Origin of the sequence: Falsiroseomonas sp. HW251 (assembly GCF_050563545.1) — a bacterium.
GTDB lineage: Bacteria > Pseudomonadota > Alphaproteobacteria > Acetobacterales > Acetobacteraceae > Falsiroseomonas.
In genome coordinates this window covers 25,652-50,013 of sequence record NZ_JBNXUM010000024.1, presented here as the reverse complement: position 1 = coordinate 50,013, position 24,362 = coordinate 25,652, and the positions used below count along the sequence as shown (strand labels likewise).

Here is a 24,362-nt window from a genome sequence, read left to right as displayed (position 1 = left end):
GAAGAGGGGATGAGTGGGACGCATGATCCGCGGCGCCGCAGGCTGCTGCTGACCACCGGCGCGCTGTCCGCCGCCGCCATCCTGCCCGGCGCCGCACGCGCGCAGGACCGCTACCCCAACCGGCCCGTCCGCATCGTCTCGCAGTTCGCCGCCGGCGGCCCCGCCGACATCATCGCCCGCATGATCGCGGAACGTCTGCAGTCGCGCTGGGGCCAGCCCGTCGTGGTGGAGAACCGCATCGGCGCCGCTGGCACGATCGGCGCGACCTTCGTCGCGCGGTCAGCGCCCGACGGCTACACGCTGCTCATGGCGACGAACACGCATGTCATGAACCCGACGCTCATCCCCAACCTGCAATACGACCCGCTCGCCGACTTCACGCCGATCATGCGCGTCGCCTCCTACTACATGTTCCTGGTCTGCCATCCCTCGGTGCCGGCGCAGAACGTGCAGGAGCTGATCGCGCTGGCGAAGCGCGATCCCGGCAGGGTCACCGCGGCGACGATCGGCGTCGGCTCGGTCCCGCATCTCGCCGCCGCGCTGTTTGCGTTGCGGGGCGGGATCGAGCTGACCTACGTCCCCTATTCCGGCTCCGCGCAGAACGTGCTGGCGGTGCTGAACGGGGAGGTGAACATCCTCTTCCTCGGTTCGCTGGTGATGGAGCATGTGCGGTCGGGACGGCTGCGTGTGCTCGGCGCCGGCAGCCCCGGCCCCTCGCCGGACGCGCCGGGCGTGCCGACCATCGCCGAACAGGGCCTGCCGGGATTCGAGGCGCCGGTCTGGTTCGGCATGATGGGCCCGAAGGGCATGCCGCAGCCGCTGACGGAGCGGATGTATGACGACATCCGCTGGTCGCTCGACAACGACGATGTCCGCGCGCGCCTACTGACGCAGGGCATCCACACCGAGGACCTGAACCCCCAGCGCTTCGGCGCCCGCATGGCGGAGGAAGTGCCGCTCTGGGCCGACGTCATCCGCCGCGCCAACATCCGCGCGGGCTAGCGCTTACTCCACCACCACGTCACGCTCACACGACCAAGCAACGGGAACCCGCATCATGGATGGCGACGCCAAGCCCCTGCCGAACAACTGGGGCAAGTGGGGCGAGACGGATGAGCGCGGCGCGGCGAACTACCTCACGCCCGAGCGCCTGGTGCAGGCGAGCCAGCTGGTCCGTAAGGGCAAGGTTTTTCCGCTCGGCCTGCCCGTGCAGTCCACCGGCGTGCCGGTCTTCCCTCGCCGCAGCGCGCCGCTGCATTTCATGACGCTGGACGGCGGCGACTTCGCCGCGGGGCTGAAGCGCAGCGGCGGCTTCCAGTCCTCGGACGACTACATCGCGATGTTCTCGCACGGCACGACGCATGTCGATGCGCTGGCGCATGTCTGGTACGGCGACAAGCTGTTCAACGGCTTCCCCGGCAGCTCCGTCCGCAGCGGCGGCGCAAGGCATCTGGGCGCGGAGAAGATCGCGCATCTCGTCGGCCGCGGCGTGCTGCTCGACATGTGCCGCCACCGCGGCCAGACGCCGGTGCCGCCCGGCACGGAATTCATGCCGGAGGAGTTGGAGGCCTGCGCCGCCGCGCAGGGCGTCGAACTCCGTGAGGGCGACATCCTGCTGGTCCGCACGGGCTGGCTCGGCGCCTATGACGAGAAGAACCCCGCCGCGTCCTTCGCCGGCGAGGCCGGGCCGGGCCTGGCGGCCGGCGAGTGGATCGGGTCGAAGGGCTTCGCCGCCATCGGCATGGACAATTTCGCGGTGGAGGTCGCGCCGACCCACGACCGCACCATGGCGCCTGTGCACAAGCGCCTGATCCGCGACTACGGCGTCTACCTCATGGAATTCATGGTGCTGGACGACCTTGCGGCGGAGAAGGTGTGGGAGTTCCTCTTCGTCGCGGCGCCGCTGCGGATCACGGGCGGGTCGGCCAGCCCGATCAATCCGCTCGCGATCTGCTGACGCGAAGCAGGAGGGGACGATGATCCGGACAAGCCCGATTCTGGCGCGGCGCGCGTTGCTGGCCGCCGGCGCGGCGCTCGCCCTGCCCGGCCTCGCCCGCGCGCAGTCCTTCCCCACGCGCCCGGTGCGCATCGTCGTGCCCTTCACGCCGGGCGGGTCCACGGACACGCCGACGAGCTGATCGCGGCGGAGATGGCGAAGACGCTCGGCCAGTCCGTGGTGGTGGAGAACCGGCCGGGCGCCGCGGGCGCAATCGGGATGGAATACGTCGCGCGCTCGGCGCCCGACGGCTACACCTGGGGGCTGGGCGGCGTCGGCAACCTGGCCGTACTGCCGAAGCTCAACACGCGGCTGGGCTACACGCCGTTGCGCGACTTCACCTATGCCGCCTTCATGAACGTGATCGAGTTCGTGCTCGTCGCGCGGCCCGACCTGGCGGCGCGCAGCATCGCGGAGATCGTGGCGCTGGCGAAGGCGAGCCCAGGGCGGCTGACCTACGGCTCCGCGGGTCGCGCGTCGAGCTACCAGCTGAGCTTCGAGGGGCTGAAGCTGCGCGCCGGCATCGACATCCTGGAAGTGCCCTTCCAGGGCGACGCGCCGCTGCTGAACGAGATGATGGCCGGCCGCGTGGACATGGCGATCATGGCGCTGTCGAGCGTCCAGCAGCTCGTCGCGGGCGGGCAGCTCCGCCTAATCGCAACGGGCGGCGAGCAGCGGACGTCCACCACGCCGAACGTGCCGACGATCGGCGAGAGCGGCTATCCCGGCTATGTCGCGCGCAGCTGGTCCGTGCTGGCGGCACCGATCGCGACCCCCGATCCGCTCTGCCAGGCCGTCAACGACGCCGTGCGCGCCGCGACTGCGCTGCCGGAGGTGCGGGAACGCCTGGCCGCGATGGGCATGTCCACCCAGCCCATGGACCTCATCCAGACCCGCCGGTTCGTCGCCGCAGAGATCGAGGCTTTCGGCACGCTGATCGACCGCATCGGGCTGCGGCCGGATTGAGGAGGGTGCGATGATCCCCCTGACCCGCCGCGCGATCCTCGCGGCCGCCCTGCCCGCCCCCGCCCTGGCGCAGGGCGCGGCTTGGCCCGACCGGCCCATCAAAGTGATCATCCCGTTCCCGCCGGGCGGCCCGATGGACATGGTCGCGCGCATGCTGGAGCAGTTGCTGCCGTCGCGCCTGCGCCGCCAGCCCATCGTGGTGGAGAACCGCAGCGGCGGCGGCGGCGCGATTGCGATGGATGCCGCCGCCCGCGCCGCGCCGGACGGCTACACCGTCATCATCACCACGCCCGGCCCCGGCAGCGTGCTGCAGACGCTGGTGCCGGGCATCGCCTATGACAGCCCGCGCGACTTCGCGGGCGTGACCAACATGTTCGAATCGCCCTCCACGCTCTGGGTGCGGACGGAATCGCCGCTGCGCAGTTTCGCCGACGTGCTGGACGCCGCGCGGCGCCAGCCCGGGCGGCTGAACTTCGCCACCACCGGCATCGGCGGCACGCCGCATCTGGCCGCCGAGTTGCTGCAGATGCGCGCGGGCGTGCGCTTCACCCATGTGCCGTATCGCGGGGCCGGGCCCGCGCAGACCGCGATCCTGGCGGGCGAGGTGGACTTCGCCTTCCTTGACCTCTCCGGCATGCTGGCGGCGTATCGCGGCGGCACGTTGCGCGGGCTGGCGATGGCCGCGTCGGAACGCCACCCCGCGGCGCCGGAGATCCCGACGGTCGCCGAACTCGGCGTGCCAGGGGTCGAGGTCGCGAGCTGGTACATGGTGCTGGTCCCCGCCGCGACCCCGCGCGACCGCATCGCAGCGCTGCACCGCGCCATCGACGACATCCTGCAGCTTCCCGAGAACCGCGAGCGCTTCACCGGTATGGGCTTCCGCATGAAGGCGACGACGCCCGAGGCGACAGACGCCTTCCTCCGCGCCGAGGTCACCAAATGGGCCGAGGTCATCCGCGTGGCGAACATCCGGCCGGAATGAGCATGACCCTGTCCCTGACCACCGAGGAGCGCGCCTTCACCGCGGAGGTCCGCGACTTCGTCCGCGCGAAGCTGCCCGACCACATCCGCGCTCGCTGCGCGAAGGGGCTGGCGCCGCACACGCCGGACCTCCGGATCTGGCAGCGCTTGCTGCAGGAACGCGGCTGGGGCGCGCCGTCCTGGAAGATGGAGCATGGCGGCACGGGCTGGAGCCTGCGGCAGCGCCTGCTGTTCCAGCGCGAGCTCGACCTGGCGCCGGCGCCGTCTCCGCACACGCTGAACATCGGGCTGGTCGGTCCCGTGATCGCGGAGTTCGGGACGAAGGCGCAGCAGGACTTCTTCCTGCCGAAGCTGCTGCGCCTCGACATCGCGTTCTGCCAGGGCTTTTCGGAACCCGGCGCGGGATCGGACCTGGCGGCCGTGCGCACCTCGGCGGTGCGCGACGGCGACGACTATGTCGTGCAGGGCCAGAAGATCTGGACGTCCTTCGCGACGGAATCCGACTGGATCTTCTGTCTGGTGCGGACCGACCCGAACGCCGCCAAGCCGCAGCTCGGCATTAGCTTCCTGCTGGTGGACATGGCGACGCCGGGCGTGACGGTGCGCCCGATCCGCACCATCGACAGCCAGCAGCACGTCAACGAGGTCTTCTTCGACCAGGTGCGCGTGCCCGCCGCCAATCTGGTGGGCGACGAGAACAAGGGCTGGGACTACGCGAAATACCTGCTGGTGAACGAGCGCGTCGGGATCGCGCGGACGGGCCGAGCGCGCGAACGCCTGCGCCGCGCCCGCGCGCTGGCGGCGGAGGTGATGCAGGACGGGCGCTCGCTGATCGAGGCCGCGTCCTGGCGGCGCCGAATCGCGGAGCTGGAGGCGCAGCTCGTTGCGCTGGAGATGACGGAGCTACGGCTCGCCTCCACCCCGGCGGGCGACGCCAAGGCGATGGACACGCTGGGTGCAATCCTGAAGCTGCGCGGGTCGGAGATCCTGCAGAGCTGCGTCGAGACGCTGGCCGAGGTCGCGGGGCTGTCCGGACTGCGCGACGGGATGAAGGGCAACGAGCCCGACGACATCCCGGACTGGGGCGCGACCGCCGGCAGTTCCTATTTCTACTCGCGCGCGCAGTCCATCTTCGGCGGCACCAGCGAGATCCAGCGCAACATCATCGCCAAGGCGAGCCTGGGACTGCGATGAGCGACGATTCCGCGATGCTGCGCGACAGCGTGACGAAGATGCTGGCCGCGCATTACGACTTCGCCGCGCGCAAGCGCTACCTCGCGACGCCGCAGGGCTGGAGCGACGAGATGTGGGGCCGCTATGCCGGGCTCGGCCTGACCGCGCTCGGCCTGCCGGAGGCGCAGGGCGGGCTGGGCGGGGTGGAGGAACTGGCGATCGTCTTCGAGGCCTTCGGCCGCGCCCTGGCGATGGAACCGCTGTTGGCGAGCACGGTGCTCGGCGCGACCGCTGTCAGTCGCGCGGGGTCGGACGCGCAGCAGGCGCGCATCCTGCCCCAGGTCGCGGAGGGCTCGCTGCGCCTGGCGCTGGCCCATGCGGAACCGGGATCGCGGCATGGCGGAGCGATCGCCACCGCGGCGTCGCGCGACGGCGAGGCGTGGCGGCTGTTGGGGCGCAAGGCGAATGTGCTTCACGGCGACAGCGCGGGGCTGCTGGTGGTCAGCGCGCGGCTGCCGGATGGCGCGACCGGTCTGTTCCTCGTCGAACCCGACGCTGCGGGGTTGGTGCGCCACGGCGGCAGGCTTCAGGACGGCACGCGCATTGCGGACCTGATCGTCGACAAGGCGCCAGCGGAGAAGCTGGACGGCAACGGCGCGGCCGCGTTGGAAGCCTCGGAACAGGCGGGCCTTGCCGCGCTGCTGTCTTCCTGCGTCGGCGCGATGGATGCGGCGCTCGGCCTGACGGTCGACTACATGAAGACCCGCCAGCAATTCGGCCGCGCCATCGGCTCCTACCAGGCGCTGCAGCACCGCGCCGCCGACATGCTGGTCGCGGTGGAGGAAGCCCGCAGCATGGCCGCGATGGCGTCCGAGGCGCTGGCCGAGCCCGATCCCGCGCGCCGTACCGCCGACCTCTCCCGCGCCAAGGTCGTGGTCGCGCGCTGCGGCCGGTTCGTCGGGCAGCAGGCTGTGCAACTCCACGGTGGCATCGGCATGACGGAGGAATACGCGGCCGGCCACTACCTCCGCTTCCTGACCGTCGCGAACCTGATGTTCGGCGATGCGGAGTGGCACCTGGCGCGCCTCGCCGAGCAGCTGGAGGCCTGACGCATGGCGCTCGATCCCGCGCTCCGCCGCAGCCTGGTCCTGCCCGCGGTCTGCGCGCCGATGTTCCTGGCGAGCACGCCGAAGCTTGTCGTCGAATCCTGCAAGGCCGGCATCCTGGGCGGCCTGCCGCGCGGCATCTTTCGCGACTTCGAAGGCTTCGAGGCCGCGCTGGACGCCATGCGCGCGGAACTCGACGCGCACCGCGCGGAACACCCGGACGCAGTCATCGGCCCCGTCGCGGTGAACCTGCCGACCGCACTCGACGAGGCTGACACGCAGCGACACCTCGACGCCTGCCGGCGAGCTGGCGTGAAGCTCATCATCAGCGCGACCGGCAACCCCGTGGAGCTGATCCGGCGCGTCAAGGACTTCGGCGCGCGCATCTTCTGCGACGCCATCAACCTGCGCTTTGCGGAGAAGGCGATCGGCGCCGGCGCGGACGGAATCGTCGCGATCGGCGCCGGGGGCGGCGGGCATTCCGGCGTCGTCTCGCACCTGACGCTCGTCCCCAGCATCCGGGAGATGTTCGACGGCACCATCGTGATGGCCGGCGCGGTGACCACGGGTGCGGCGATCCGTGCCGCGGAGGTGCTGGGCGCGGACCTCGCCTATCTCGGCACGCGCTTCATCGCGACGCAGGAATCCGGCGTGCCGCAGGGCTACAAGGACCTGCTGGTCAGCCAGCGCGCGACGGACCTGATCTACACCCCCGCGCTCGGCGGCGTGGACTGCATGTGGCTGCGCGAATCGCTGCGCCAGAACGGCCTCGATCCCGACGACCTCCCGCAGCCCAGCGGCAGGATGCGCTACGACCACCTGCCCGAGGGCGTGCGCCCCTGGAAGACGGTCTGGAGCGCGGGCCAGGGGATCGAGCTGATCCGCGATATCCCGACTGTGGCGGAGCTCGTCCAGCGCCTCCGCCAGGAATACGTGGCGGCATGCGAAACGCCGAGCATGGTCGACGCCGCGCGTGGCTAGGTCAGCGCCCCTCGAAGCGTGGTGGGCGCTTCTCCGCGAAGGCGCGGGTCGCTTCCTTGTGGTCCGCCGTCATCACGCAGCAGGCCTGCGCCCAGGCCTCGAGGTCGAGCCACTCGGACAGCGTGTCGGTCTCCGCGGCGTGCAACACCTGCTTGAGGTAGCCATGCGCGACGCGCGGCCCCTCCGCCAGGCGCTTGGCCAGGGAAGCCGCCTCGGCCTGAAGATCGGCATCGGGGACGACGCGGCTGACCAGGCCGAGGCGCAGCGCCTCGGCGGCCGGCAGCATCTCGCCCAGCAAGAACAGCTCCTTCGCCTTGGCCATGCCGACCAGGCGCCGCAGGAAATAGGCGCCGCCGAGATCGGTGCAGAGTCCCATCTTCACGAACGCCGTGGTGAAGCGCGCGCTTTCGCCCGCGATCCGCAGGTCGCAGGACAGCGCGAGCGAGAGCCCCGCGCCGGCGGCCACGCCGTTCACCGCGCAGATCGAGACCTGCGGCATCTCCGACAGGATGCGGGAGATCTCCGCGTTGCGGCGGAGCATCGCGGTGCGCTCGGTCAGCGGGATCTCGCCGCGGTTCGCCATGCCCTGCACGTCGCCGCCGGCGCAGAAGCCGCGGCCGGCGCCGGTCAGGATCACGGCGCCGACGGTGCCATCCTCTGCGATGCGGGGCAGGCGGTCACGCAGATACGCCGTCATCTCCGGCACCGTCGCGTTCAGTCGCTCCGGCCGGTTCAGCGTGAAAGTGACGACGGCGCCGTCGCGGCGTTCCAGGACGGTCTCGGTCATGCGGCAATCCCCGTGGTGAAGCGATGAACGGCAGTCGCGCCCCTTATACCCATGACGAGCTCCGGCGGCTGCTGCATCCCCGCAGCATCGCGGTGATCGGTGCCTCCACCCGCGCCGGCAGCTTCGGACTGCGGACGATCCGCAACCTCGCCGGCTTCGACGGCGCGGTCTACCCCGTCAATGCGCGTTACGACGCGGTCGAAGGCCATCGCTGCTACCCGGACCTGGCCGCGCTTCCCCAGGCCCCGGATTGCGCCGTCATCGCGCTCAACCGCGAAGCCGTAAAGGAGACCATCGCGCAATGCGTGGCGCGCGGCGTGGGCGGCATCGTGCTTTATGCCTCGGGCTATGCCGAGACTGGCCGGCCGGAGTTGATCCAGCTTCAGGACCAGCTACTGCGCCTGGTTGAAGGCACGCCGACCCGGTTGATCGGCCCGAACTGCCTTGGGATCAACAATTACGCGATTGGCGCGCGCATCATGTTTGGCCGCATGCCGAAGCCGCGTCCGCTGCACCACGGCGCGATCGGGATCGTCACGCAATCTGGGTCGGTCGGCATGTCACTGGCGCAGGCGATGGAGCGCGGCGTGCCCATCAGCCATTCCATTCCCGTCGGCAACGGAGCGGATGTCGGGATCGCCGACCTCATCGCCTATCTCGCGGCCGACGAGCACTGCCAGGCGATCGTCACGGTGTTCGAGGGCGTGGAGGATCCGCGCCAACTCGTCCAGGCCGCCGAACTCGCGGTTTCCGCGGACAAGCCGCTGCTGGTGCACAAGATGGCGGTGGGCAAGCAGGGCGCGGCGGCGGCACTGTCGCATACCGGCGCGTTGGCGGGCTCGCACGCATCCTTCCGCGCGGTGCTGGAACGCGCGGGCGCCGTCATGGTGGACGATCTCGACGACGTCATGGAGACCGCGCAGTTCTTCGCCAAGGCGGGAAGGCCGACCGGCCGCGGCGTCGGCATCGTGCTGGGCTCGGGCGGCATCGGCGTCGCCGCCGCTGACAAGGCCGAGGAGCACGGCGTCGCCCTGCCCCAGCCCGAAGGCGCGACGCTGGAGACGCTGAAGCGCCACGTCCCGGAATTCGGCGCGCTGCGCAATCCCTGCGACGTCACCGCAATGACGCTGAACGACGACACGGCCTTCGAGGCCTGCTGCGACGCATTCCTGTCCGATCCCGCCTACAGCGCGCTGCTGGTGGTCTATCCCTATGCCGACGAATTCGGGACGTCGCGCGTGCCGGTCTGGCGGCGCCTCGCGGAACGGCACGGCAAGCCCGTCGTGAACTACTGGGCGTCGGAATGGCTGGAAGGCATCGGCGCCGAGATGCTGGAGGCCGAGCCGCGCATCGCGACCTTCCGCTCGCTCCGCCGCCTGTTCCGCGCGGTCCGCGCCTGGCACGACCTCGAGGCGCATCGCGCGCTGCCCGCCGCCGCGCGGCTGTCCTCGCCCGACGCTGCGGGCCAGGCCTCCGCTGCGCTCGCTGTCGCGCCGTCGCGCACGCTGACAGAACGCGAGGCGAAAGCGGCGCTCGCGCCATATGGCATTCCCGTGGTGCGCGAGATCCTGGTGCAGGACGCCGCCGCGGCCGCGGAGGCCGCCGCCGAACTCGGCTTCCCCGTCGCGATCAAGGTCGAAAGCGCCGACATCCCGCACAAGACCGAGGCCGGCGTGATCCGCCTGAACCTGCGCGACGCGGCGGAGGTCGCCGCCGGCTACGACGCGATCATGGCAAAGGCCCGCGCGGTGACGCCGCCCACGCGCATCTCGGGGGTGCTGGTGCAGCCCATGGTGCCGCAGGGCATCGAGATAGTGGCCGGCGTCACCAACGACCACGCCTTCGGCCCGCTCGTCGCCTTCGGCTTCGGCGGCATCTTCGTCGAATTGCTGAAGGACACCGCCCTGCTGCCTGCGCCCTTCACGCCGGCCGAGGCCGAGATGGCGCTGCGCAACCTGCGCGGTGCGAGCCTGCTGGACGGCTTTCGCGGCCTGCCCGCGGTCTCCGTCGCGGCACTTGCGCAGGTGCTCGCGCGCCTATCGGAGTTCGCTGCGGACCTGTCGACCACGATTGCCGAGGTGGACGTCAACCCGCTGATCTGCGCGGGCGACCGCATCGTCGCGGTGGACGCCCTGATCGTCCGGCGCGCCTGAAATGCTCCTCATCAACCAGGGATACCGCCGCCATGGCCGATGACGTCGCGCTTTATGAGACGGATGGCCCCGTCGCCACCATCACGATGAACCGGCCGGACAAGCTGAACGCGCTCAACGCCGCGCTGCGCGACGGTATCCAGCGCGGCCTCGACAGGGCCGAAGCCGATCCCGCCATTCGCGTCGTGCGGCTGCGCGGCGCCGGGCGCGCATTCTGCGCGGGGATGGACCTCGATCCCTCCGGCGCGACGCCGGAGCAGATGGGCGTCGGCCCGGACCGGGAGCGCCTCGAGGACGCGATCCGCGGCTTCATGCGGTTCTGGGAATTCCCCAAGCCCACCATCGCGGAGGTGCACGGCTTCTGCATCGCCGGCGGCACCATGCTGGCGATGGCCTGCGACATCACGCTGGTCGCCGCGGATTGCCGCATCCGCTTTCCCTCGATCCCGATTGGCGGCGGCTTTGTCAGCAGCTTCTGGACGCTCTTCGTCGGGCCGAAGAAGGCGAAGGAGCTCGACTTCATCGCCGGCAGCGAGATCACCGGCGATGAAGCGACGCAATGGGGCTTCGCCAACCATGCCTTGCCGGCCGAGGCGCTGCCCGCACGCAGCATGCTGATGGCGCGGCAGATCGCACGTACGCCGCCCGACCTGCTGAAGCTGAAGAAGCTTTCCATCAACCGCATCTGCGAGATGCAGGGCTTCCGCCAGGCCATGCTGGGCGGCGCGGACTGGGACGCGCTGTGCCACTTCAGCGAAGGCGCGCTGGAGATGCGGCGGCGCATCGTGCAGCACGGGCTGAAGGGGGCTATTGCTTCTCTGGATGCCGATGCCGGGTTGGCGTGAGGGGGACGCGTGGAGAGTCTGTTTTGGGCGGTGAGCGGTCCTTCGGGCCAATGCATCGGGCGGGACGGGGAGATGCAGGCCGCCGTCGCGAAGGGATCGAGCATCTTCGACCACCTTCAGATGGGCGCCGAACTCGACCGCCTCGGCATGGCGATCAGGGACGAGACCTGGTCCTGATCGCGGAGCGCGATGTGCGCGGGCGCGCTCGCGCGCGTCGCCGCCGTCCTGCGTCCTAGCGGGAGCGCGGCGCAATTCGGGCGTGACCCCGATCTGCTGCAGGATCCTGCGGTACTGCACCAGATCCTTCTCCAGTTGCTCCCGCATCGCGGCCGCGCCGGTCGGCGTCGGCAGGACGCCGAACGGCGCCAGTCGCGCCAGGACAGTGGAGTCCGAGAAGGTCTGGGCCAAGGCGCCTTCAAGCGCCGACGCAATCGCCGGCGGAAGCCCTGCCGGTGCGGAGACAGCCGTCCAGTTGTTGACGACGAAATCGGGATACCCGAGTTCGATCAGCGTCGGCACGTCCGGCATCTCGCTGAACCGCACCGGGGTGGCCATGCCCAACGCCCGCAAGCGCCGACCGTCCAGATGCGGCTTGGCCGGCGTCAGCGCGGTCAGGGAGAAGTCGATCCGTCCTTGCGACACGTCAAGCAGGGAGGGCGCGGCGCCGGGATAGGGGACATGGGTCATCTGCACACCGGCGCGCTGCTCGAGCTCCACTCCTGCCATGTGCGCGGCGGAGCCGATGCCCCAACTCGCATAGGTGATGGTGCCAGGCGTGGCCTTCGCCTCCGCCAGTAGCTGCTGAAGGCTTTCCCAGCGCGGATGGGCGACGAAGAAGAACAGCGCCCCGCCGATTCATGCCGAGATGGGTGAAGTCCGTCGGCGGAGCGAAGGCTGCGCTGCGGATGGTCGGCGGCCCGAGCACCATGCTGCCGATCGAGGACATCAGCAGCGTCGTCCCGTCCGGCCTGGTCCGCGCGGTGGAGCGCGAGGCGATCATGGTGCTCGCACCTGGGCGGTGGTCGTTGACGAAGGTACCGCCGAGCCGCGCCTGCAGCGCCTGCGTGATCGCCTGAGCGAAGACATCGGGGGGGGATGCCGCGAGGTGTAGGGAATGACGAGCGAGATCGGCTGGCGGCCGGGATAGGCAGGCTGCGCGCGGGCCAGGCCGGGCAGCAGGGCGAAGCTGGCGCTGGCCAGGGTTCTCCTCGTCAGATGTGCCGCCATCGTTCGTCCTTCCGGGATATCAGTGCCTTCAGAAGAACGGCGGTCGCTTGTCGATGAAGGCTCTCACCGCCTCGCGGTGATCAGCGCTAAGGACGCAATCCGCCTGGGCCTGCGCCTCACGGGCCAGCCAGGCGCCGAGCGGCTCGGCGGGGGCGAGCAGTCGCTTCAGGGCGGCCTGCGCTCCGCGCGGTCCCGCGGCGAGCCGTTGCGCCAAGGCCACCGCTTCCTGCTGGAGCAGCTCGTCTGGCACCAGGCGGTTGACCAGGCCGAGATCCAGCGCGGCCTGCGCGTCCAGCGTGTCCGGCAGCAGGAACAGTTCCTTCGCCTTCGCCGCACCCACCAGCTCTCGCAGGAAAAAAGCCGCGCCCATGTCGCTGGCCAGCCCGAGTCGCAGGAAGGCGGTGCCGAAGCGCGCGGACGCGCCGGCCAGGCGGAAATCGCATGCGAGAGCCAAGGCCAGCCCGGCGCCCGCGGCGGCACCGTTGACCGCGGCGATGATGGATTGAGGCATCTCGGCCAGCAGGCGGGTGATCTCGGCATTGGCGCGCAGTTCCGACACGCCCTCGCGAGCCGACATCGCTTGCACGTCGCCGCCGGCGCAGAAGCCGCGACCGGCCCCGGTCAGCACCACTGCGCCCACGGAAGCATCGTCGGCGATGCGGGACAGCGCGTCGCGCAGGCCGGTCGTCATCGCATCCGACAGCGCATTCAGCCGGTCCGGCCGGTTCAGCGTGAGGCGGACGACGTCCCCCTCACGCGTTTCCAGCAGATCGCTCACGCCAGCCCGGCGTCGCGGTCGAGCGAGGCGATGGCGCCCTTGAGCCCCATCTCGCCGATCCGGCGCCGCATCTCCAGGGCGCCCTGGCTGAAATGGCAGATGGCGTCCCAATCGGCGCCGCCCATCATCGCCTGGCGGAAGCCCTGGCGTTCCGAGACGCTGTTGATTGCCGCCTTCTTGATGCGCAGGAGATCGGGCGGCGTGCGCGAGATCTGCCGCGCCAGGAGTTGCGAGCGCGGCTCGACCTCCTCGACGGGCAGCGCATGGTTCGCGAAGCCCCAGGAGGCGGCGTCAGCGCCGGTGACCTCGCTGCCCGCAACGAAATCGAGCTCCTTCGCCTTCTTCGGTCCGACGAACAGCGTCCAGAAGCTGCTGACGAAGCCGCCGCCCACCGGGATCGAGGGGAAGCGGATGCGGCAATCCGCACTGACCAGCGTAATGTCGCAGGCCATGGCCAGCATGGTGCCGCCGGCGATGCAGAAGCCGTGCACCTGGGCGATGGTCGGCTTGGGGCAGTCCCAGAAGCGCACGAAGGTCGCGATAGCGCGGCGGAGGTCGTCGCGATCGTCGGCGATGCCCAACTGCTCCGGGATCTTTCCCGCCGAAGGGTCGAGGTCCATGCCGGAGCAGAAGGCACGCCCGGCACCGCGCAGGATGATAGCCCGGACGGCCGGATCGGCCTCCGCCCGGTCCAGCGCGGCATGCAGCCCGTCGAGCATCGCATGGTTCAGCGCATTCAGCTTGGCCGGGCGGTTCATGGTGATGGTCGCGACCGGACCATCGGTGTCATACAGGACGACGTCGTCCGACATCTCGCTTCCCTTCGTGTCTGCTGGCCTCGACTGTCGGCGTCAGGTCGCCATCAGTGACGAGACCACGCGGACCTGGCGGTTTGTCACCTCGTTGATGGTGATCAAGACCTGCGACTGGTTGCCGTTGCTGAACCGATAGGTCTGCAGGACGCCCTTGTATTCGAAGTTCCGCATGCGGTCGGCGACCCGTTCGGGATCGGTGCTGCCGGCGGCCTGCATGGCCGCCACAACCAGCCGCACGGTGTCGTAGGCCGTGGTGTTGTAGGGCAGCGGCGCGCTGCCGGTGGCGCGCTGGAACTCCTCGCGGAACGCAGCCAGCTCGGGGGTGTCGGCGGTCGTCGGGCCGGACGCGATCAGGACGCCGTTCAGGTTGTCGCCGGCCGCGTTGATGAACACCGGCGAGGCCCAGATCACCGCGACGCTCAGGAAGATCGGCCGCATGCGCAGCTCCCGGTACTGGCGCAGCATGGCCACGCCGTCCTCGGTGAAGGCCGCGCCGATGACGGCATCGGGATTGGCGGCGCGCACGCGGGTCAGCAGGCCGAAGAAGTCCGTGGATCCCGGCTCGAAATACTCCTCCACGACCACGCGCGCGCCCAGCGCCTGGGCGCGTTCCTTGATCTCCCGCCCGGCGGCGCGGCCCCAATCGTCGTTGCGGCCGAGATACGCGATGGTCCTGGCGTTGCGCTCCTTGGCCAGGTACTCGACGGACGGCGCGACATTCATCGTCGCGGTCAGCGTGTTGCGGAAGCTGAATGGATTTTCCGGGCTGACCACCTGCGGCGCCGCGGCGACGAAGCTCATCGCCAGGCGCTTGTTGCGCTCGGCGATGGGCAGGACGGCCAGCGTCGTGGTGCTGGAGACCGGGGTCAGCAGCACCGGGACGTTGTCGCGCGTGATCAGCCGCTCGGCCGCGGCAACCGAGCGTTCGGTGCGCGATTCGTCATCGACGTTCAGCAGCTCGAAACGCCGCCTGCGGCCTGCGATCTCGACGCCTTCGGCGTTGAGCTTGCGCATGGCGTACTCCGCGCCGCCGAGCGCTTCGCGCCCGATCGAGGCGTTCGGCCCGGCCAGCGCGAAGATCGAGCCGAAGCGCACGGCCTCGTCCTGCGCGAAGGCAGCGCGTGCGAGTATGGTGCTGCCGGCCGCCAGCGTCATCGCGGCTCGACGTGACAGAAGCGGTTGGTCGGTCATTGCTTCACTCCCTATGTCCACTCGATCAATGCGGCCGGGCGGCGGTGGATCTGCACCGTCGGGCACACTGGCTTCATGCGGCGAGCCCGCCCAGATAGGATTCCTGCACCGCCGGATCGGCGAGCAGCGCGGCACCGGTGCCGGTACGCGTGACGCGCCCGGTGGCCAGCACGTAGCCGCGATGCGCCAGGCGCAGCGCCATGCGCGCATTCTGCTCGACCAGCAGCACCGTCGTGCCGGCGGCGTTGAGGTCGCGGATGATGCGGCCGAGTTGCTGAACGATCGCGGGCGCCAGGCCCAGCGACGGCTCGTCCAGCATGAGCAGCCGCGGCCTGCTCATCAGCGCGCGGCCGATCGCCAGCATCTGCTGCTGTCCCCCGCTTAGCCCGCCGCCCGACAGCCGGATCTTCTCCCGCAGGATCGGGAAGGTCTCGAGCACATGCTCCAGGTCCCGAGCGACGGCGGCCCCGTCGCGCCGGTAGTAGGCGCCGAGGTCGAGGTTCTCGCGCACCGTCATCTCGGCGAAGACGTGCCGCCCCTCCGGCACCAGGGCAATGCCGCGTCGCACCAGGTCCGATGAAGGCCGGCCGCCGATCTCCTGGCCCTCCAGTCGGATGCTGCCGGATCGCGGTCGCAGGATTCCGCAGATCGTGCGCAGCAGCGTCGACTTGCCCGCGCCATTCGCCCCGATGACCGTCACGATCTCGCCTTCCTCCAGGACGAGCGATGCCTGCCGGAGCGCCACGATCGGGCCATAGGCAACCGAAAGATCTGCGACCTCAAGCATCCTCTTCGGTCCCCAGATAGGCCTCGATCACGCCCGGGTCGGAGCGGATCTCGGCCGGCGTGCCCTCGGCGATCCTGCTGCCGCGGTCGAGCACGACGATGCGATCGCAAAGCCCCATCACCGCGGGCATGTCATGCTCCACGAGCAGCACGGTGATCCCGAGGTCGCGGATGCGGCGCACTAGCCCGGCGGCGGCCATCGTCTCGCTGGGGTTCATGCCGGCGAAGGGTTCGTCGAGAAGCAGCAGCCGCGGCTCGGGCGCCAGCGCGAGGCCGACGCCGAGCAGGCTCTGATGCGCATAGGGCAGCGATCCCGCGATCGCCTCGGCCTGCTCCGTCAAGCCGACGAAGGCCAGGACCTCCTCCGCGCGTGCGAGCATCGCGCGGCGTGCGGCGCGAGCCCGCGGCAGGCCCAACCAGTCCTCCCAGAAACCAACGCGCTGATGTGCCAGCAACGCCGTGCAGAGGTTCTCGGTGACGGTCAGGCGCGGGAACAGGCGTGTGCCCTGGAAGGTACGCGCGATGCCGAGGCCGGCAATGCGATCCGGCCGCATCCCGTCGATGCGGCTTCCATCCAGCCGGACCTCGCCGGTGGTCAGGCCATATCGGCCAGAGACCAGGTTGAACGTGGTGGTCTTCCCGGCCCCGTTGGGGCCGATCAGTCCGAGGATCTCGCCGGCGGCGACGCTGAACGAAACATCGTTGACGGCGAGCAGGCCGCCGAAGCGCCTGGAGATGCCCTGCACGGCCAGCAGCGGCGCATCACCCGGCATGACGGCGCTTCCCCGGCAGGCTGTCGTGCGACGGTGCGACCCGCTGCCACAGCCTGGTCGCGAGCCCGATCAGCCCTTGCGGCGCAAAGATCGTCATCACGATCAGCAGCACGCCCATCATGATGGGCCGGTACTGGCTCGCAAAGGACAGCAGTTCCGGCACGTAGACCAGGAAGAGCGCACCCAGCAGCGGCCCCGCCACCGTGCCGACCCCCCCGACGACGACCATGACGATCATGTCCATCGAGGCGAAGAGCGAGAACTGGTTCGGCGCCAGAACCGTGAGGAACGGACCCAGCAGCAAGCCGCCCAGCCCGGCGACGAACGCACCGATGCACAGCCCGATCACCTTCTGCCGCATGACGGGGATGCCAGTGAATTCTGCCAGCAACTCGTCCTCTCGCACCGCGACCAGCATGCGGCCCGTGCGACTGACCACGAGCCGCGCCAGGGCCAGCCAGCAGACCACCAGCGTGGCGAGGACGAGGTAGTAGAAGCCCGTCTTGCTGTCGAAGGACAGGCCGAGAAAGCCCTCCGGCGGCTGGATGCCACGCAGGCCGAGCGGTCCGTTCGTCACCTCCTGCCAGTTCGCGATGACAAGGCGCACGATCTCCGCAAAGGCCAGCATGACGAGCACGAAGAACGGCCCCTTGAGCCGCAGCGTCAGCAGCCCGACCAGCCCCGCGGTGACGACGACCGCCGCCAGCGCGATGGCGCCGGCGGTCCAGAAATCCAGGCCGAGCCGCAGCCTCAGCAGGCTGGAGAGATACGCGGCGATGGCGACGAAGGCCGCCTGCCCCAGGTTGATCTGCCCGACATAGCCGAGCACGAGCCCCATGCTGAGCGCCAGGATCGCCCAGATCAGTGTCAGCGTCAGCAGATAGACCTGGTAGTCGCCGAGCAGCGGCGGCGCCAGGCCCAGCAGCAGCACTGCCGATGCCGCGAGGAGAAGCCTGGGGTTCAAGGCGATGCCCGCCCGAACAGGCCTGCCGGGCGCACGACCAGCACCGCGATCAGCACCAGGAAGGTGTAGACGTCCTTGAAGGCGAAGCTGAGATAGGCTCCGGCCATTGTCTCGATCAGGCCGATCGCCAGCCCGCCGATGATGGCGCCGGGCACGCTGCCCAGCCCGCCGAAGATGACGATGACGAAGGACTTGAGCAGCGGCGGCCCGCCCATCGCTGGCTCCACCGCATAGAGCGAGCCAAGCAGGCTGCCCGCTGCGCAGGCCATCGCCCCGGATACGGCGAAGACGAAGGCGATGATCCTGTCGGGATTGAGGCCGATGGCCAGGGCGCCGTCGCGGTTCTGCGCGATGGCGCGGAGCGCCTTGCCGATGCGCGTGCGATAGAGCAGCCAGTACAGGCCCACCACCAGCGCCGCCATGATCGCCAGCACCACCAGGCGGCTGTTCGTCATGATGACGTCACCGATCTCGACGATGCCGGGCACGCCGAGATCGAGCTGCCGCGGCGCCGTGCCCCAGATCATGACGGCGGCCTCGCGCAGGAGGTAGAGCAGGCCAAGGGTGACCAGGATGATCTGCAACTCGGCCTGAAGGCTGGTGTGGGAACCGCGCATGACCGGCCGCAAGGCGACGTAGAACATCGCCACGCTGAGCGCCGCGGCGCCGGCCATGGCGATGGGTAACGCCAGGAAAAAGTCGAGGCCCAGCGCACTGGTCAGGGCCACCGTGAAAAAGGCGCCGAGCATCAGGATCTCGCCATAGGCAAAATTGACGATCCGCGCGGCGCCGAAGACCAGCGTGAAGCCCAGCGCCGACAAGCCGTAGATGGCGCCGAGCACGAGCCCGTTGGCGAGCTGCTGCGCTAGCATGGCGCGACCTCGGCTTCCGGATGCATCAGCAGCACGCGGCCCGTCGCACCGCGCTGTTCCATCAGCCGATGCGCGTCGCCGGCCTGTTCGACCGGGAAGCGGGCGGCGATCTCCGGCATGATCTCGCCGCGCGAAACGAGGGCGATCACCGCCTCCAGGTCGCTGACGGTGGCGTGCCCGCTGCCGACGATGTCGATCTCCCGCAGGATCGAGATGGCGGGGTTCAACGCCACGCTTCCCGGCGCGACATTGCCGACCATCACCATCCGCCCCCCCAGGCGCAGCGCGCGGATGCTGGAGGCGAAGGTCGGCGCGCCTGCGATCTCGATGACGCCGGCTGCGCCGAGGCCATCGGTCAGGGCGCGGACCTGCGCGTGGAAGCTGAAGTCGGGCGCGACGACAACTTCCGCCGCCCCAGCCTCCCGCAAGCGGTCGCCCTTGCCGGCCGAGGACGAGATCGCAATCGCGCGCAGCCCCATCAGCCGCGCCAGCTTCAGCGTGTGCAGCCCGACGCCGCCGCTCGCGGCGGTGACGACCACCGTATCGCCGGCGCGCAGGGCAGCGCGGCGCAGGGCGTGGTAGCCGGTGCCGATGGCGCAGCTCAGTACCGCCGCGATATCCAGCGGCACGCCATCCGGCACGCGCACCGCATTGCGCTCGGAAGCAATGACGAACTCGCCGTAGCCGCCGGAAATCCCCTCGCCGTAGAAGCCGGGGCCGGAGACGCAGACATTCTCACGCCCCTCGCGGCAGAGGTGGCAGATGCCGCAGGGCATGCGCTGGATCACCGCGACGCGGTCGCCCGCCTTGAAGCGGCTGACCAGCGGCCCTGCCTCGACGACGGTGCCGGCGATCTCGTGGCCCATCACCGCGGGCAGCCTGGTATGCGGGAAATGGCCGGCGCGGTTAAGCAGGTCGTGGCCGCAAACGCCACAGGCCGCGACGTGCAGCAGCATCTGGTCCGCGGCGGGACGCGGCGGCGCGACGTCTTCGCAGGCAAAGACCTCCGGGCCACCGAAGCGAGGGAGCGTGACCGCGCGCATGTCAGCCGCCCAGGCCGAGTTCGACCAGCGATCGCGCCAGCACCCGTTCCTGGTGCCAGGCGACATCGCCGTAGGTCGTCTCGAGAAGTCGCGTGCGCCGCAGCCAGAGGTGCAGGCCGAGGTCCCAGGTGAAGCCGATGCCGCCATGGATCTGGATGGCGTCGTTGCAGGCGCGGCGCGCGGTCTCTCCGGCGAAGGCCTTGGCGATGGAGACGGGCTTGATCGTGTCCCCGGTGCCTGACATCGCCAGGGCGGCGCCATAGGCAGCGGAGCGCGCACCCTCGACCGCGGTCGCGATGTCGGCGCATTTGTGCTTGATGGCCTGGAAGCTGCCGATGGGCTTGCCGAACTGGACGCGCTGCGCCGCATAGGCGACGCTGTCATCCAGCACGCGCGAGGCGATACCCGCCATCTCCGCCGCCGCGGCCGCAGCGCCGAGATCCACCAGAAGCTCGACCGCCGCCGCGTCCGGAGTGCCGCCGAGGACATCCGCGACGACACCGGCGAACTCCAGCGCATGATGCCGGGAGGCTAGATCCAACGTCGCCTGCTCCCGCCGCGTGAGGCCCGTTGCTCCGGGTTCACAGAGCGCGATGCCCAGCTGACCGGCCTCGCCGAAGCGGGCCGTCACCAGCAGCAGGTCTGCAACGCCGGCATTCGGCACCAGGATCTTGGCGCCATGCAGCTTCCACGCGTTGCCCTGCTCGACGGCGCGCAGACCAATATCCTCGCTGCCAGGACCGGCTTCCGCCTCGGCATGAGCCAGCGTCACGCGCAGGGCGCCGCCTGCGATACGTGGCAGATACGTCGCCTGCTGGTCCGGCGTGCCGAAGCGCGCGATCAGCACCGCTGCCAGCATCGTCTCGACCACCGGCGCGGGCGCGAGCGCCCGCCCGAACTCCTCGACCAGAAGCACCGCATCCACCGGCGCCAGGCCAAGGCCGTCATGCGCCTCCGGGACCATCACGGCGAAGACGCCGGCCTCGGCCAGCGCCTGCCAAAGCGTCTCATCAAAGCCCTTCTCATCCGTTATCTGCCGCAGCCGCGCCAGATCGTACCGCGTGGCGAGCAGCGCACGGATGCTCTCCTGCATCTGCCGCTGGTCGGGCGTGAACTCGAAATCCATGACGGACCTACCGCGGCAGGCCGAGCACCCGCTCGGCGACGATGTTGCGCTGGATCTCTGACGAGCCGGAATAGATCGTGAAGGCCTTCGAATGCAGCCAGGACAGGGCATAGCGCCCCGAGGCCGGCGACAGCGGGTCACCATCCTCCAGCGGCGCCAGGGGACCGAGCGTGTCGAGCGCGCGTTCGTACATGTCCTGGCAGACATGGCTCCAGTAGAGCTTGTTCATCGAGGCATCCGCGCCGCGTGGGCCGCCATGCAGCAGCCGACTGAAGCTCCGCAGGCAGTTGAGCCGCATGACTTCGAGATCGACGATCGCCTTGCCCAGCTTCTGGCGCGTCAGCGGATCCTCGATCACGCTGCGTCCCGCGTGCTTCAGCCCCGACAGTGTGTGCAGCAGGCGATCCAGCTCCTGCTTGAAGCGGATCTGCCGCCCCAGCGCGTCCTCTGGCCCGCGCTCATAGGTCAACGTGGTCATCGCGATCTTCCAGCCGGCATTTAGCTCGCCGACCAGGTTCTCCGCGGGCACGCGGACCTCGTCGAAGAAGGTCTCGTTGAACTCGCTCTCGCCTGAGATCTGCTTGAGGGGGCGGAGCGTGATGCCCGGGCTCTTCATGTCCACAAGCAGAAAGCTGATGCCCTGGTGCTTCGGGGCGGTCGGGTCGGTGCGGGCCAGCAGGAAGCACCAATCCGCGTATTGCGCGAAGCTGGTCCAGACCTTCTGCCCCGTGACCACGAAGTGATCGCCATCGAGTACCGCGCGACATTTCAACGAAGCGAGATCCGAGCCCGCATTGGGTTCGGAGAAGCCCTGGCACCACACATCCTCGCAGGACAGGATCCGGGGCAGGAAGCGACGGCGCTGCGCCTCCGTCCCGTGATGGATCAGGGTCGGGCCGGTCAGGTTGTGACCGATGATGTTGATCGCCTCAGGTGCGGCGGCATGCGCCATCTCCTCGGCGAAGATCGCCTGCTCACTGAGCGTCGCGCCGCGGCCGCCGTATTCCTTCGGCCAGGCGATGCCATTCCAGCCGCCGCGATACAGCTTGCGTTCCCATTCCAGCCGGAAGCGGGCGCGCTCATCCTCGTCCTTCGGCTCGAAGACCGTGCGCCCCCAGCCCTCCGGCAGGTTGTCGCGCAGCCAGCCCCGCAATTCGTCGCGGAAGCGTGCTTCCTCGGGTGTGTCGGCCATCGTCATCGGCCGGCCTCCGTTGCATCATTCATGAAACCGCAGGTCCTGGTCATGTGGCGGGGGCCCGCATGTGGCGCAGGCCGCGGCGCAGGATCTTCCCGGTTGGTCCCTTGGGAAGCTCGTCGAGGAAATGCACGGAAGCCGGCACCTTGTAGATCGCCAGTTCCTGCTTGCAGCGGGCGATGACGCCGGCTTCGTCGAGGGCCGCACTGGGCTCGGCGGCGACATAGGCGACGACGATCTCGCCCAGGACGTCGTCGGGTGCCGCGATCACCGCGACCTCGCGCACGCCGGGGATGTGGTAGATTACTTCCTCCACATCGGCGGGATAGATGTTCTGCCCGCCGCGGATGATGACATCCTTCTTGCGATCGACGATGTAGCCGTAGCCGTCCGCATCGATCAGGCCGAGGTCGCCGCTGTGCAGCCAGCCCTTGCGGATGGCTTTCGCGGTCTCCTCGGGCTGCTTGTAGTAGCCGGCCATGACGCCAGGGCCGCGGATGCAGATCTCGCCGACTTCTCCGGGCGCGGCGATGGTGCCGTCCTCGCGCTCGATGCGCCATTCGATACCCGGCAGCACGCGGCCGATGGATTTCGGCCGTGCCACGCGGCCGGCAGCATCGAGTTCCACGCGCTCGAGCGAGACGATCGCGGCGGCTTCGGTCAGCCCATAGCCCGTCATCACCCGGGTGTCGCGCCCCATCGTCGCGTCGATGCGCTCCAGCAGCGCCGCCGGCACGGGCGCGGCGCCCGTCATGATCACCTTGATCGAGCGCAGGTCGTAGCGCGGCGCGTCGGGGTGATCGACCAGCTTCTGCAGCATGGTCGGCACGGCCGGGAAGAAGGTGCAGCGATGCTCGTGGATCGCCTTGAGGCAGGCCTCGGCATCGAAACGCGGCATCAGCACCATCGTGCCGCCGGTGACCATCAGCGCGTTGATGCCCTGGTTGAGGCCGAAGGTGTTGTAGAGCGGCAGCGCGCAGAGCGTCACAGTGTGCTCGTCGAGCCCCAGCCAGCCCGGTGTCGGGTCGTAGTTCGCCCGGATATTGGCCAGTGTCAGCATCACGCCCTTGGCCTTGCCCGTCGTGGCGCTGGTGTTCAGCATCATGCAGACATCGTCCGGGGCGCGCGGAACCGGGGCCGGCAGGCTGGCGCCAAGACCGGCGATGCCCGAGGCGGCCCGTACCCAACCGTTGTCGCCGAGTTCGTCGAGCAGCAGCACGCCTTTCAGCGTCAGCACCTCCGCCCGGTCCGGCAGGCGTTCGCGGTAGGCGCCATCCATCACCAGCCATTCGAGGTCGCAGCTCGTCACTGCGTGGATGATCTCGCCGTGGCGATAGAAGATGTTGAGCGGCACGACGATCGCGCCCAGGGCGAAGGCCGCCTGCTGGTACAGGATGAACTCCGGCCGCGCGCTGACCATCAGCCCGATACGGGTTCCCGCGCTGATGCCGAACCGCCCGAGATCGCCGGCGAGCTGCGAGACCTCCGTCGCGAGCATGGCATAGGTCCAGCGCCGCTCCCCGAAGATCAGCGCGCATTTGTCCGGCCGCGTCGCGGCTTGGCGGAAGAGATGGTCGGCGAGATTGGCCATGACGCTTGCCATCACCCCGGCGGAAGCTCGAACCAGTCGCGCGGCAGTTGCACCGGGATGCGCGCGTCATGCGCAGGCACCACGATCTCCGCGAGATCCTTCACCCGTCGCATGCTGTCGGCATAGGCCAGCTCGCCCTCGCTGCGGATCGGACCCGGCATGAAGCTGCCGCTCAGGAAGCGCAGTGGCGCTTCGTTGGCGCGCGGATCCGCGGGGTACCAGTACCGGTAGTGATCGCCGAGATCGGAGACAAGGCCGACCCGACCGCGCGCGGTATCGACGATCGCCACCTGCATGCCCGGCGTGTGTCCGGGCGTCTTCAGCAGTCGAAATCCCGGCAGGAAATCGACGTCACCATCGACCAGGCGGAACGCCGAAGGCCGCTTGCGTCCCAGCAGGCCCGTCACGGCTTCCCGCAGATAGTAGATCCTCTGCGTCGGCACGGGGTCGATCGCGTGCATTACCTCGTCGCGCTGCACGATGGCGCACGCCTGCGGGAACAGGTCGAGGTTCCAGGCGTGGTCGAAATGCAGGTGGGTCAGCACGACGTGGCTGACGTCCTCCGGCTTCCTGCCGATGCGGGCGAGGGCCTCGCGAAGCGATTCATGGCCGCCGCCGCTGCCGTCCACGTTCAGCCGGCGGCGGACTTCCGCCATGTCCGGCATGCCGCTGTCGACCAGGATCGACCTCGCGCCGTCCGTGACCAGCCAGGCATGAATCGGATCGCGGAGGATGCCGCCGTTATGCGGCAGCAGCAGTTCGCCCACCCGCAGCGTATGGATCTCGAACACCGGCGCGTCAGCCCGGCCGCGACCTTGGCATGCTCTGGCGATGGCACATGGGCGATCCTTCCCCGATCGATCTTGCTCTTGGCAGGCGGCAGTTTCCGGGCAAGCCGCCGTTGACGTCAAGCATAAAACCGAAAATTATTCAGTTTAGTGATTCCACATCGACGCGCGGCGCTTGCGGTCCGTCGCCGTCGCCCGTAGGCATCGACCGGCGTCGCCCCCTGT

General features: G+C 69.6%; 25 protein-coding genes and 1 pseudogene. 12 read left to right on the top strand and 14 right to left on the bottom strand.

Translation table 11 applies throughout. The annotated features are described in order from the left end of the window. Positions 1–9: 9 nt before the first annotated feature. The 8 genes from ACLF3M_RS24920 to ACLF3M_RS24885 are packed head-to-tail and all read left to right on the top strand — an operon-like array spanning position 10 to position 7,203. Complete coding sequence (locus ACLF3M_RS24920; RefSeq protein ID WP_430659691.1) at positions 10–1,002, top strand: Bug family tripartite tricarboxylate transporter substrate binding protein; 993 nt, start codon at positions 10–12, stop codon at positions 1,000–1,002. Positions 1,003–1,057: 55 nt separating this feature from the next. Then, on the top strand, positions 1,058–1,957 hold the full coding sequence (locus ACLF3M_RS24915; protein ID WP_430659690.1) for a cyclase family protein: 900 nt from the start codon (positions 1,058–1,060) through the stop codon (positions 1,955–1,957). 19 nt (positions 1,958–1,976) lie between these two features. Continuing rightward, positions 1,977–2,138: a hypothetical protein gene (locus ACLF3M_RS24910; RefSeq protein WP_430659689.1), complete on the top strand. Its 162-nt coding sequence runs from the start codon at positions 1,977–1,979 to the stop codon at positions 2,136–2,138. Positions 2,139–2,149: 11 nt separating this feature from the next. Beyond that, positions 2,150–2,962, top strand: a complete 813-nt coding sequence (locus ACLF3M_RS24905) for a Bug family tripartite tricarboxylate transporter substrate binding protein (RefSeq protein ID WP_430659688.1) — start codon at positions 2,150–2,152, stop codon at positions 2,960–2,962. Between the two features lie 10 nt (positions 2,963–2,972). Beyond that, on the top strand, positions 2,973–3,944 hold the full coding sequence (locus ACLF3M_RS24900; protein ID WP_430659687.1) for a Bug family tripartite tricarboxylate transporter substrate binding protein: 972 nt from the start codon (positions 2,973–2,975) through the stop codon (positions 3,942–3,944). Beyond that, positions 3,941–5,137 carry an acyl-CoA dehydrogenase family protein gene (locus tag ACLF3M_RS24895; RefSeq protein ID WP_430659686.1) on the top strand — a complete coding sequence of 399 codons (1,197 nt, stop codon included), beginning with the start codon at positions 3,941–3,943 and terminating at the stop codon, positions 5,135–5,137. The genes ACLF3M_RS24900 and ACLF3M_RS24895 overlap by 4 nt, the downstream gene beginning before the upstream one ends. Next, positions 5,134–6,225 carry an acyl-CoA dehydrogenase family protein gene (locus tag ACLF3M_RS24890; protein ID WP_430659685.1) on the top strand — a complete coding sequence of 364 codons (1,092 nt, stop codon included), beginning with the start codon at positions 5,134–5,136 and terminating at the stop codon, positions 6,223–6,225. Before ACLF3M_RS24895 ends, ACLF3M_RS24890 begins: the two co-directional genes overlap by 4 nt. A 3-nt stretch (positions 6,226–6,228) precedes the next feature. After that, a complete protein-coding gene (locus ACLF3M_RS24885) occupies positions 6,229–7,203 on the top strand; it encodes an NAD(P)H-dependent flavin oxidoreductase (RefSeq protein WP_430659684.1) in 975 nt (324 codons plus the stop codon). Position 7,204: 1 nt separating this feature from the next. Here ACLF3M_RS24885 and ACLF3M_RS24880 read toward each other — a convergent pair whose 3' ends face one another. Continuing rightward, on the bottom strand, positions 7,205–7,990 hold the full coding sequence (locus ACLF3M_RS24880) for an enoyl-CoA hydratase (RefSeq protein WP_430659683.1): 786 nt from the start codon (positions 7,988–7,990) through the stop codon (positions 7,205–7,207). A gap of 23 nt (positions 7,991–8,013) precedes the next feature. Between ACLF3M_RS24880 and ACLF3M_RS24875 the strand changes: the two genes are divergently transcribed. From ACLF3M_RS24875 to ACLF3M_RS24865, 3 genes are read left to right on the top strand one after another with little or no spacing between them, the layout of a single operon-like run. After that, complete coding sequence (locus ACLF3M_RS24875) at positions 8,014–10,143, top strand: acetate--CoA ligase family protein (protein ID WP_430659682.1); 2,130 nt, start codon at positions 8,014–8,016, stop codon at positions 10,141–10,143. Between the two features lie 32 nt (positions 10,144–10,175). After that, positions 10,176–10,988 (top strand): enoyl-CoA hydratase-related protein, encoded by an 813-nt coding sequence (locus tag ACLF3M_RS24870; protein WP_430659681.1) that lies wholly within the window; start codon positions 10,176–10,178, stop codon positions 10,986–10,988. A gap of 30 nt (positions 10,989–11,018) precedes the next feature. Beyond that, complete coding sequence (locus ACLF3M_RS24865; protein ID WP_430659680.1) at positions 11,019–11,165, top strand: hypothetical protein; 147 nt, start codon at positions 11,019–11,021, stop codon at positions 11,163–11,165. A 99-nt stretch (positions 11,166–11,264) separates the two neighbouring features. Here ACLF3M_RS24865 and ACLF3M_RS24860 read toward each other — a convergent pair. Next, positions 11,265–11,831, bottom strand: a pseudogene (locus ACLF3M_RS24860) (tripartite tricarboxylate transporter substrate binding protein); the annotation flags it as partial. 26 nt (positions 11,832–11,857) lie between these two features. Here ACLF3M_RS24860 and ACLF3M_RS24855 point away from each other — a divergent pair. Next, entirely contained in the window at positions 11,858–12,064 is a 207-nt protein-coding gene (locus ACLF3M_RS24855; protein WP_430659679.1) for a hypothetical protein, read from the top strand. A 179-nt stretch (positions 12,065–12,243) separates the two neighbouring features. Here ACLF3M_RS24855 and ACLF3M_RS24850 read toward each other — a convergent pair whose 3' ends face one another. From ACLF3M_RS24850 to ACLF3M_RS24795, 12 genes are all read right to left on the bottom strand, one after another. Next, positions 12,244–12,993, bottom strand: coding sequence for an enoyl-CoA hydratase-related protein (locus ACLF3M_RS24850; protein ID WP_430659678.1), 750 nt, complete (start codon positions 12,991–12,993; stop codon positions 12,244–12,246). After that, positions 12,990–13,805: an enoyl-CoA hydratase-related protein gene (locus tag ACLF3M_RS24845; protein WP_430659677.1), complete on the bottom strand. Its 816-nt coding sequence runs from the start codon at positions 13,803–13,805 to the stop codon at positions 12,990–12,992. Before ACLF3M_RS24845 ends, ACLF3M_RS24850 begins: the two co-directional genes overlap by 4 nt. A gap of 39 nt (positions 13,806–13,844) precedes the next feature. Next, positions 13,845–14,999: an ABC transporter substrate-binding protein gene (locus ACLF3M_RS24840; protein WP_430659676.1), complete on the bottom strand. Its 1,155-nt coding sequence runs from the start codon at positions 14,997–14,999 to the stop codon at positions 13,845–13,847. A gap of 73 nt (positions 15,000–15,072) precedes the next feature. Next, positions 15,073–15,786 carry an ABC transporter ATP-binding protein gene (locus tag ACLF3M_RS24835; RefSeq protein WP_430659675.1) on the bottom strand — a complete coding sequence of 238 codons (714 nt, stop codon included), beginning with the start codon at positions 15,784–15,786 and terminating at the stop codon, positions 15,073–15,075. After that, positions 15,779–16,558, bottom strand: coding sequence for an ABC transporter ATP-binding protein (locus ACLF3M_RS24830; protein ID WP_430659674.1), 780 nt, complete (start codon positions 16,556–16,558; stop codon positions 15,779–15,781). The genes ACLF3M_RS24835 and ACLF3M_RS24830 overlap by 8 nt, the downstream gene beginning before the upstream one ends. Continuing rightward, positions 16,548–17,522: a branched-chain amino acid ABC transporter permease gene (locus ACLF3M_RS24825; RefSeq protein ID WP_430659673.1), complete on the bottom strand. Its 975-nt coding sequence runs from the start codon at positions 17,520–17,522 to the stop codon at positions 16,548–16,550. Before ACLF3M_RS24825 ends, ACLF3M_RS24830 begins: the two co-directional genes overlap by 11 nt. After that, complete coding sequence (locus ACLF3M_RS24820) at positions 17,519–18,394, bottom strand: branched-chain amino acid ABC transporter permease (RefSeq protein ID WP_430659672.1); 876 nt, start codon at positions 18,392–18,394, stop codon at positions 17,519–17,521. The genes ACLF3M_RS24825 and ACLF3M_RS24820 overlap by 4 nt, the downstream gene beginning before the upstream one ends. Next, positions 18,388–19,437, bottom strand: a complete 1,050-nt coding sequence (locus ACLF3M_RS24815; protein WP_430659671.1) for an alcohol dehydrogenase catalytic domain-containing protein — start codon at positions 19,435–19,437, stop codon at positions 18,388–18,390. The genes ACLF3M_RS24820 and ACLF3M_RS24815 overlap by 7 nt, the downstream gene beginning before the upstream one ends. Position 19,438: 1 nt before the next feature. Further along, positions 19,439–20,563, bottom strand: a complete 1,125-nt coding sequence (locus ACLF3M_RS24810; protein ID WP_430659670.1) for an acyl-CoA dehydrogenase family protein — start codon at positions 20,561–20,563, stop codon at positions 19,439–19,441. Between the two features lie 7 nt (positions 20,564–20,570). Continuing rightward, the gene (locus tag ACLF3M_RS24805; protein WP_430659669.1) at positions 20,571–21,761 is read right to left on the bottom strand and encodes an acyl-CoA dehydrogenase; all 1,191 of its coding nucleotides are present in this window, start codon (positions 21,759–21,761) and stop codon (positions 20,571–20,573) included. A 43-nt stretch (positions 21,762–21,804) separates the two neighbouring features. Further along, positions 21,805–23,361 (bottom strand): class I adenylate-forming enzyme family protein, encoded by a 1,557-nt coding sequence (locus tag ACLF3M_RS24800; protein ID WP_430659668.1) that lies wholly within the window; start codon positions 23,359–23,361, stop codon positions 21,805–21,807. Next, a complete protein-coding gene (locus ACLF3M_RS24795; RefSeq protein WP_430659667.1) occupies positions 23,361–24,260 on the bottom strand; it encodes an N-acyl homoserine lactonase family protein in 900 nt (299 codons plus the stop codon). Before ACLF3M_RS24795 ends, ACLF3M_RS24800 begins: the two co-directional genes overlap by 1 nt. Positions 24,261–24,362: the final 102 nt, after the last annotated feature.

Bases quoted from the DNA above. Each gene is read 5' to 3' on its own strand.
- ACLF3M_RS24920 (WP_430659691.1), top strand. From the start codon at position 10: ATGAGTGGGACGCATGATCCGCGGCGCCGCAGGCTGCTGCTGACCACC.
- ACLF3M_RS24915 (WP_430659690.1), top strand. From the start codon at position 1,058: ATGGATGGCGACGCCAAGCCCCTGCCGAACAACTGGGGCAAGTGGGGC.
- ACLF3M_RS24910 (WP_430659689.1), top strand. From the start codon at position 1,977: ATGATCCGGACAAGCCCGATTCTGGCGCGGCGCGCGTTGCTGGCCGCC.
- ACLF3M_RS24905 (WP_430659688.1), top strand. From the start codon at position 2,150: ATGGCGAAGACGCTCGGCCAGTCCGTGGTGGTGGAGAACCGGCCGGGC.
- ACLF3M_RS24900 (WP_430659687.1), top strand. From the start codon at position 2,973: ATGATCCCCCTGACCCGCCGCGCGATCCTCGCGGCCGCCCTGCCCGCC.
- ACLF3M_RS24895 (WP_430659686.1), top strand. From the start codon at position 3,941: ATGAGCATGACCCTGTCCCTGACCACCGAGGAGCGCGCCTTCACCGCG.
- ACLF3M_RS24890 (WP_430659685.1), top strand. From the start codon at position 5,134: ATGAGCGACGATTCCGCGATGCTGCGCGACAGCGTGACGAAGATGCTG.
- ACLF3M_RS24885 (WP_430659684.1), top strand. From the start codon at position 6,229: ATGGCGCTCGATCCCGCGCTCCGCCGCAGCCTGGTCCTGCCCGCGGTC.
- ACLF3M_RS24880 (WP_430659683.1), bottom strand. From the start codon at position 7,990: ATGACCGAGACCGTCCTGGAACGCCGCGACGGCGCCGTCGTCACTTTC.
- ACLF3M_RS24875 (WP_430659682.1), top strand. From the start codon at position 8,014: ATGAACGGCAGTCGCGCCCCTTATACCCATGACGAGCTCCGGCGGCTG.
- ACLF3M_RS24870 (WP_430659681.1), top strand. From the start codon at position 10,176: ATGGCCGATGACGTCGCGCTTTATGAGACGGATGGCCCCGTCGCCACC.
- ACLF3M_RS24845 (WP_430659677.1), bottom strand. From the start codon at position 13,805: ATGTCGGACGACGTCGTCCTGTATGACACCGATGGTCCGGTCGCGACC.
- ACLF3M_RS24840 (WP_430659676.1), bottom strand. From the start codon at position 14,999: ATGACCGACCAACCGCTTCTGTCACGTCGAGCCGCGATGACGCTGGCG.
- ACLF3M_RS24835 (WP_430659675.1), bottom strand. From the start codon at position 15,786: ATGCTTGAGGTCGCAGATCTTTCGGTTGCCTATGGCCCGATCGTGGCG.
- ACLF3M_RS24830 (WP_430659674.1), bottom strand. From the start codon at position 16,558: ATGCCGGGTGATGCGCCGCTGCTGGCCGTGCAGGGCATCTCCAGGCGC.
- ACLF3M_RS24820 (WP_430659672.1), bottom strand. From the start codon at position 18,394: ATGCTAGCGCAGCAGCTCGCCAACGGGCTCGTGCTCGGCGCCATCTAC.
- ACLF3M_RS24815 (WP_430659671.1), bottom strand. From the start codon at position 19,437: ATGCGCGCGGTCACGCTCCCTCGCTTCGGTGGCCCGGAGGTCTTTGCC.
- ACLF3M_RS24810 (WP_430659670.1), bottom strand. From the start codon at position 20,563: ATGGATTTCGAGTTCACGCCCGACCAGCGGCAGATGCAGGAGAGCATC.
- ACLF3M_RS24805 (WP_430659669.1), bottom strand. From the start codon at position 21,761: ATGACGATGGCCGACACACCCGAGGAAGCACGCTTCCGCGACGAATTG.
- ACLF3M_RS24800 (WP_430659668.1), bottom strand. From the start codon at position 23,361: ATGGCAAGCGTCATGGCCAATCTCGCCGACCATCTCTTCCGCCAAGCC.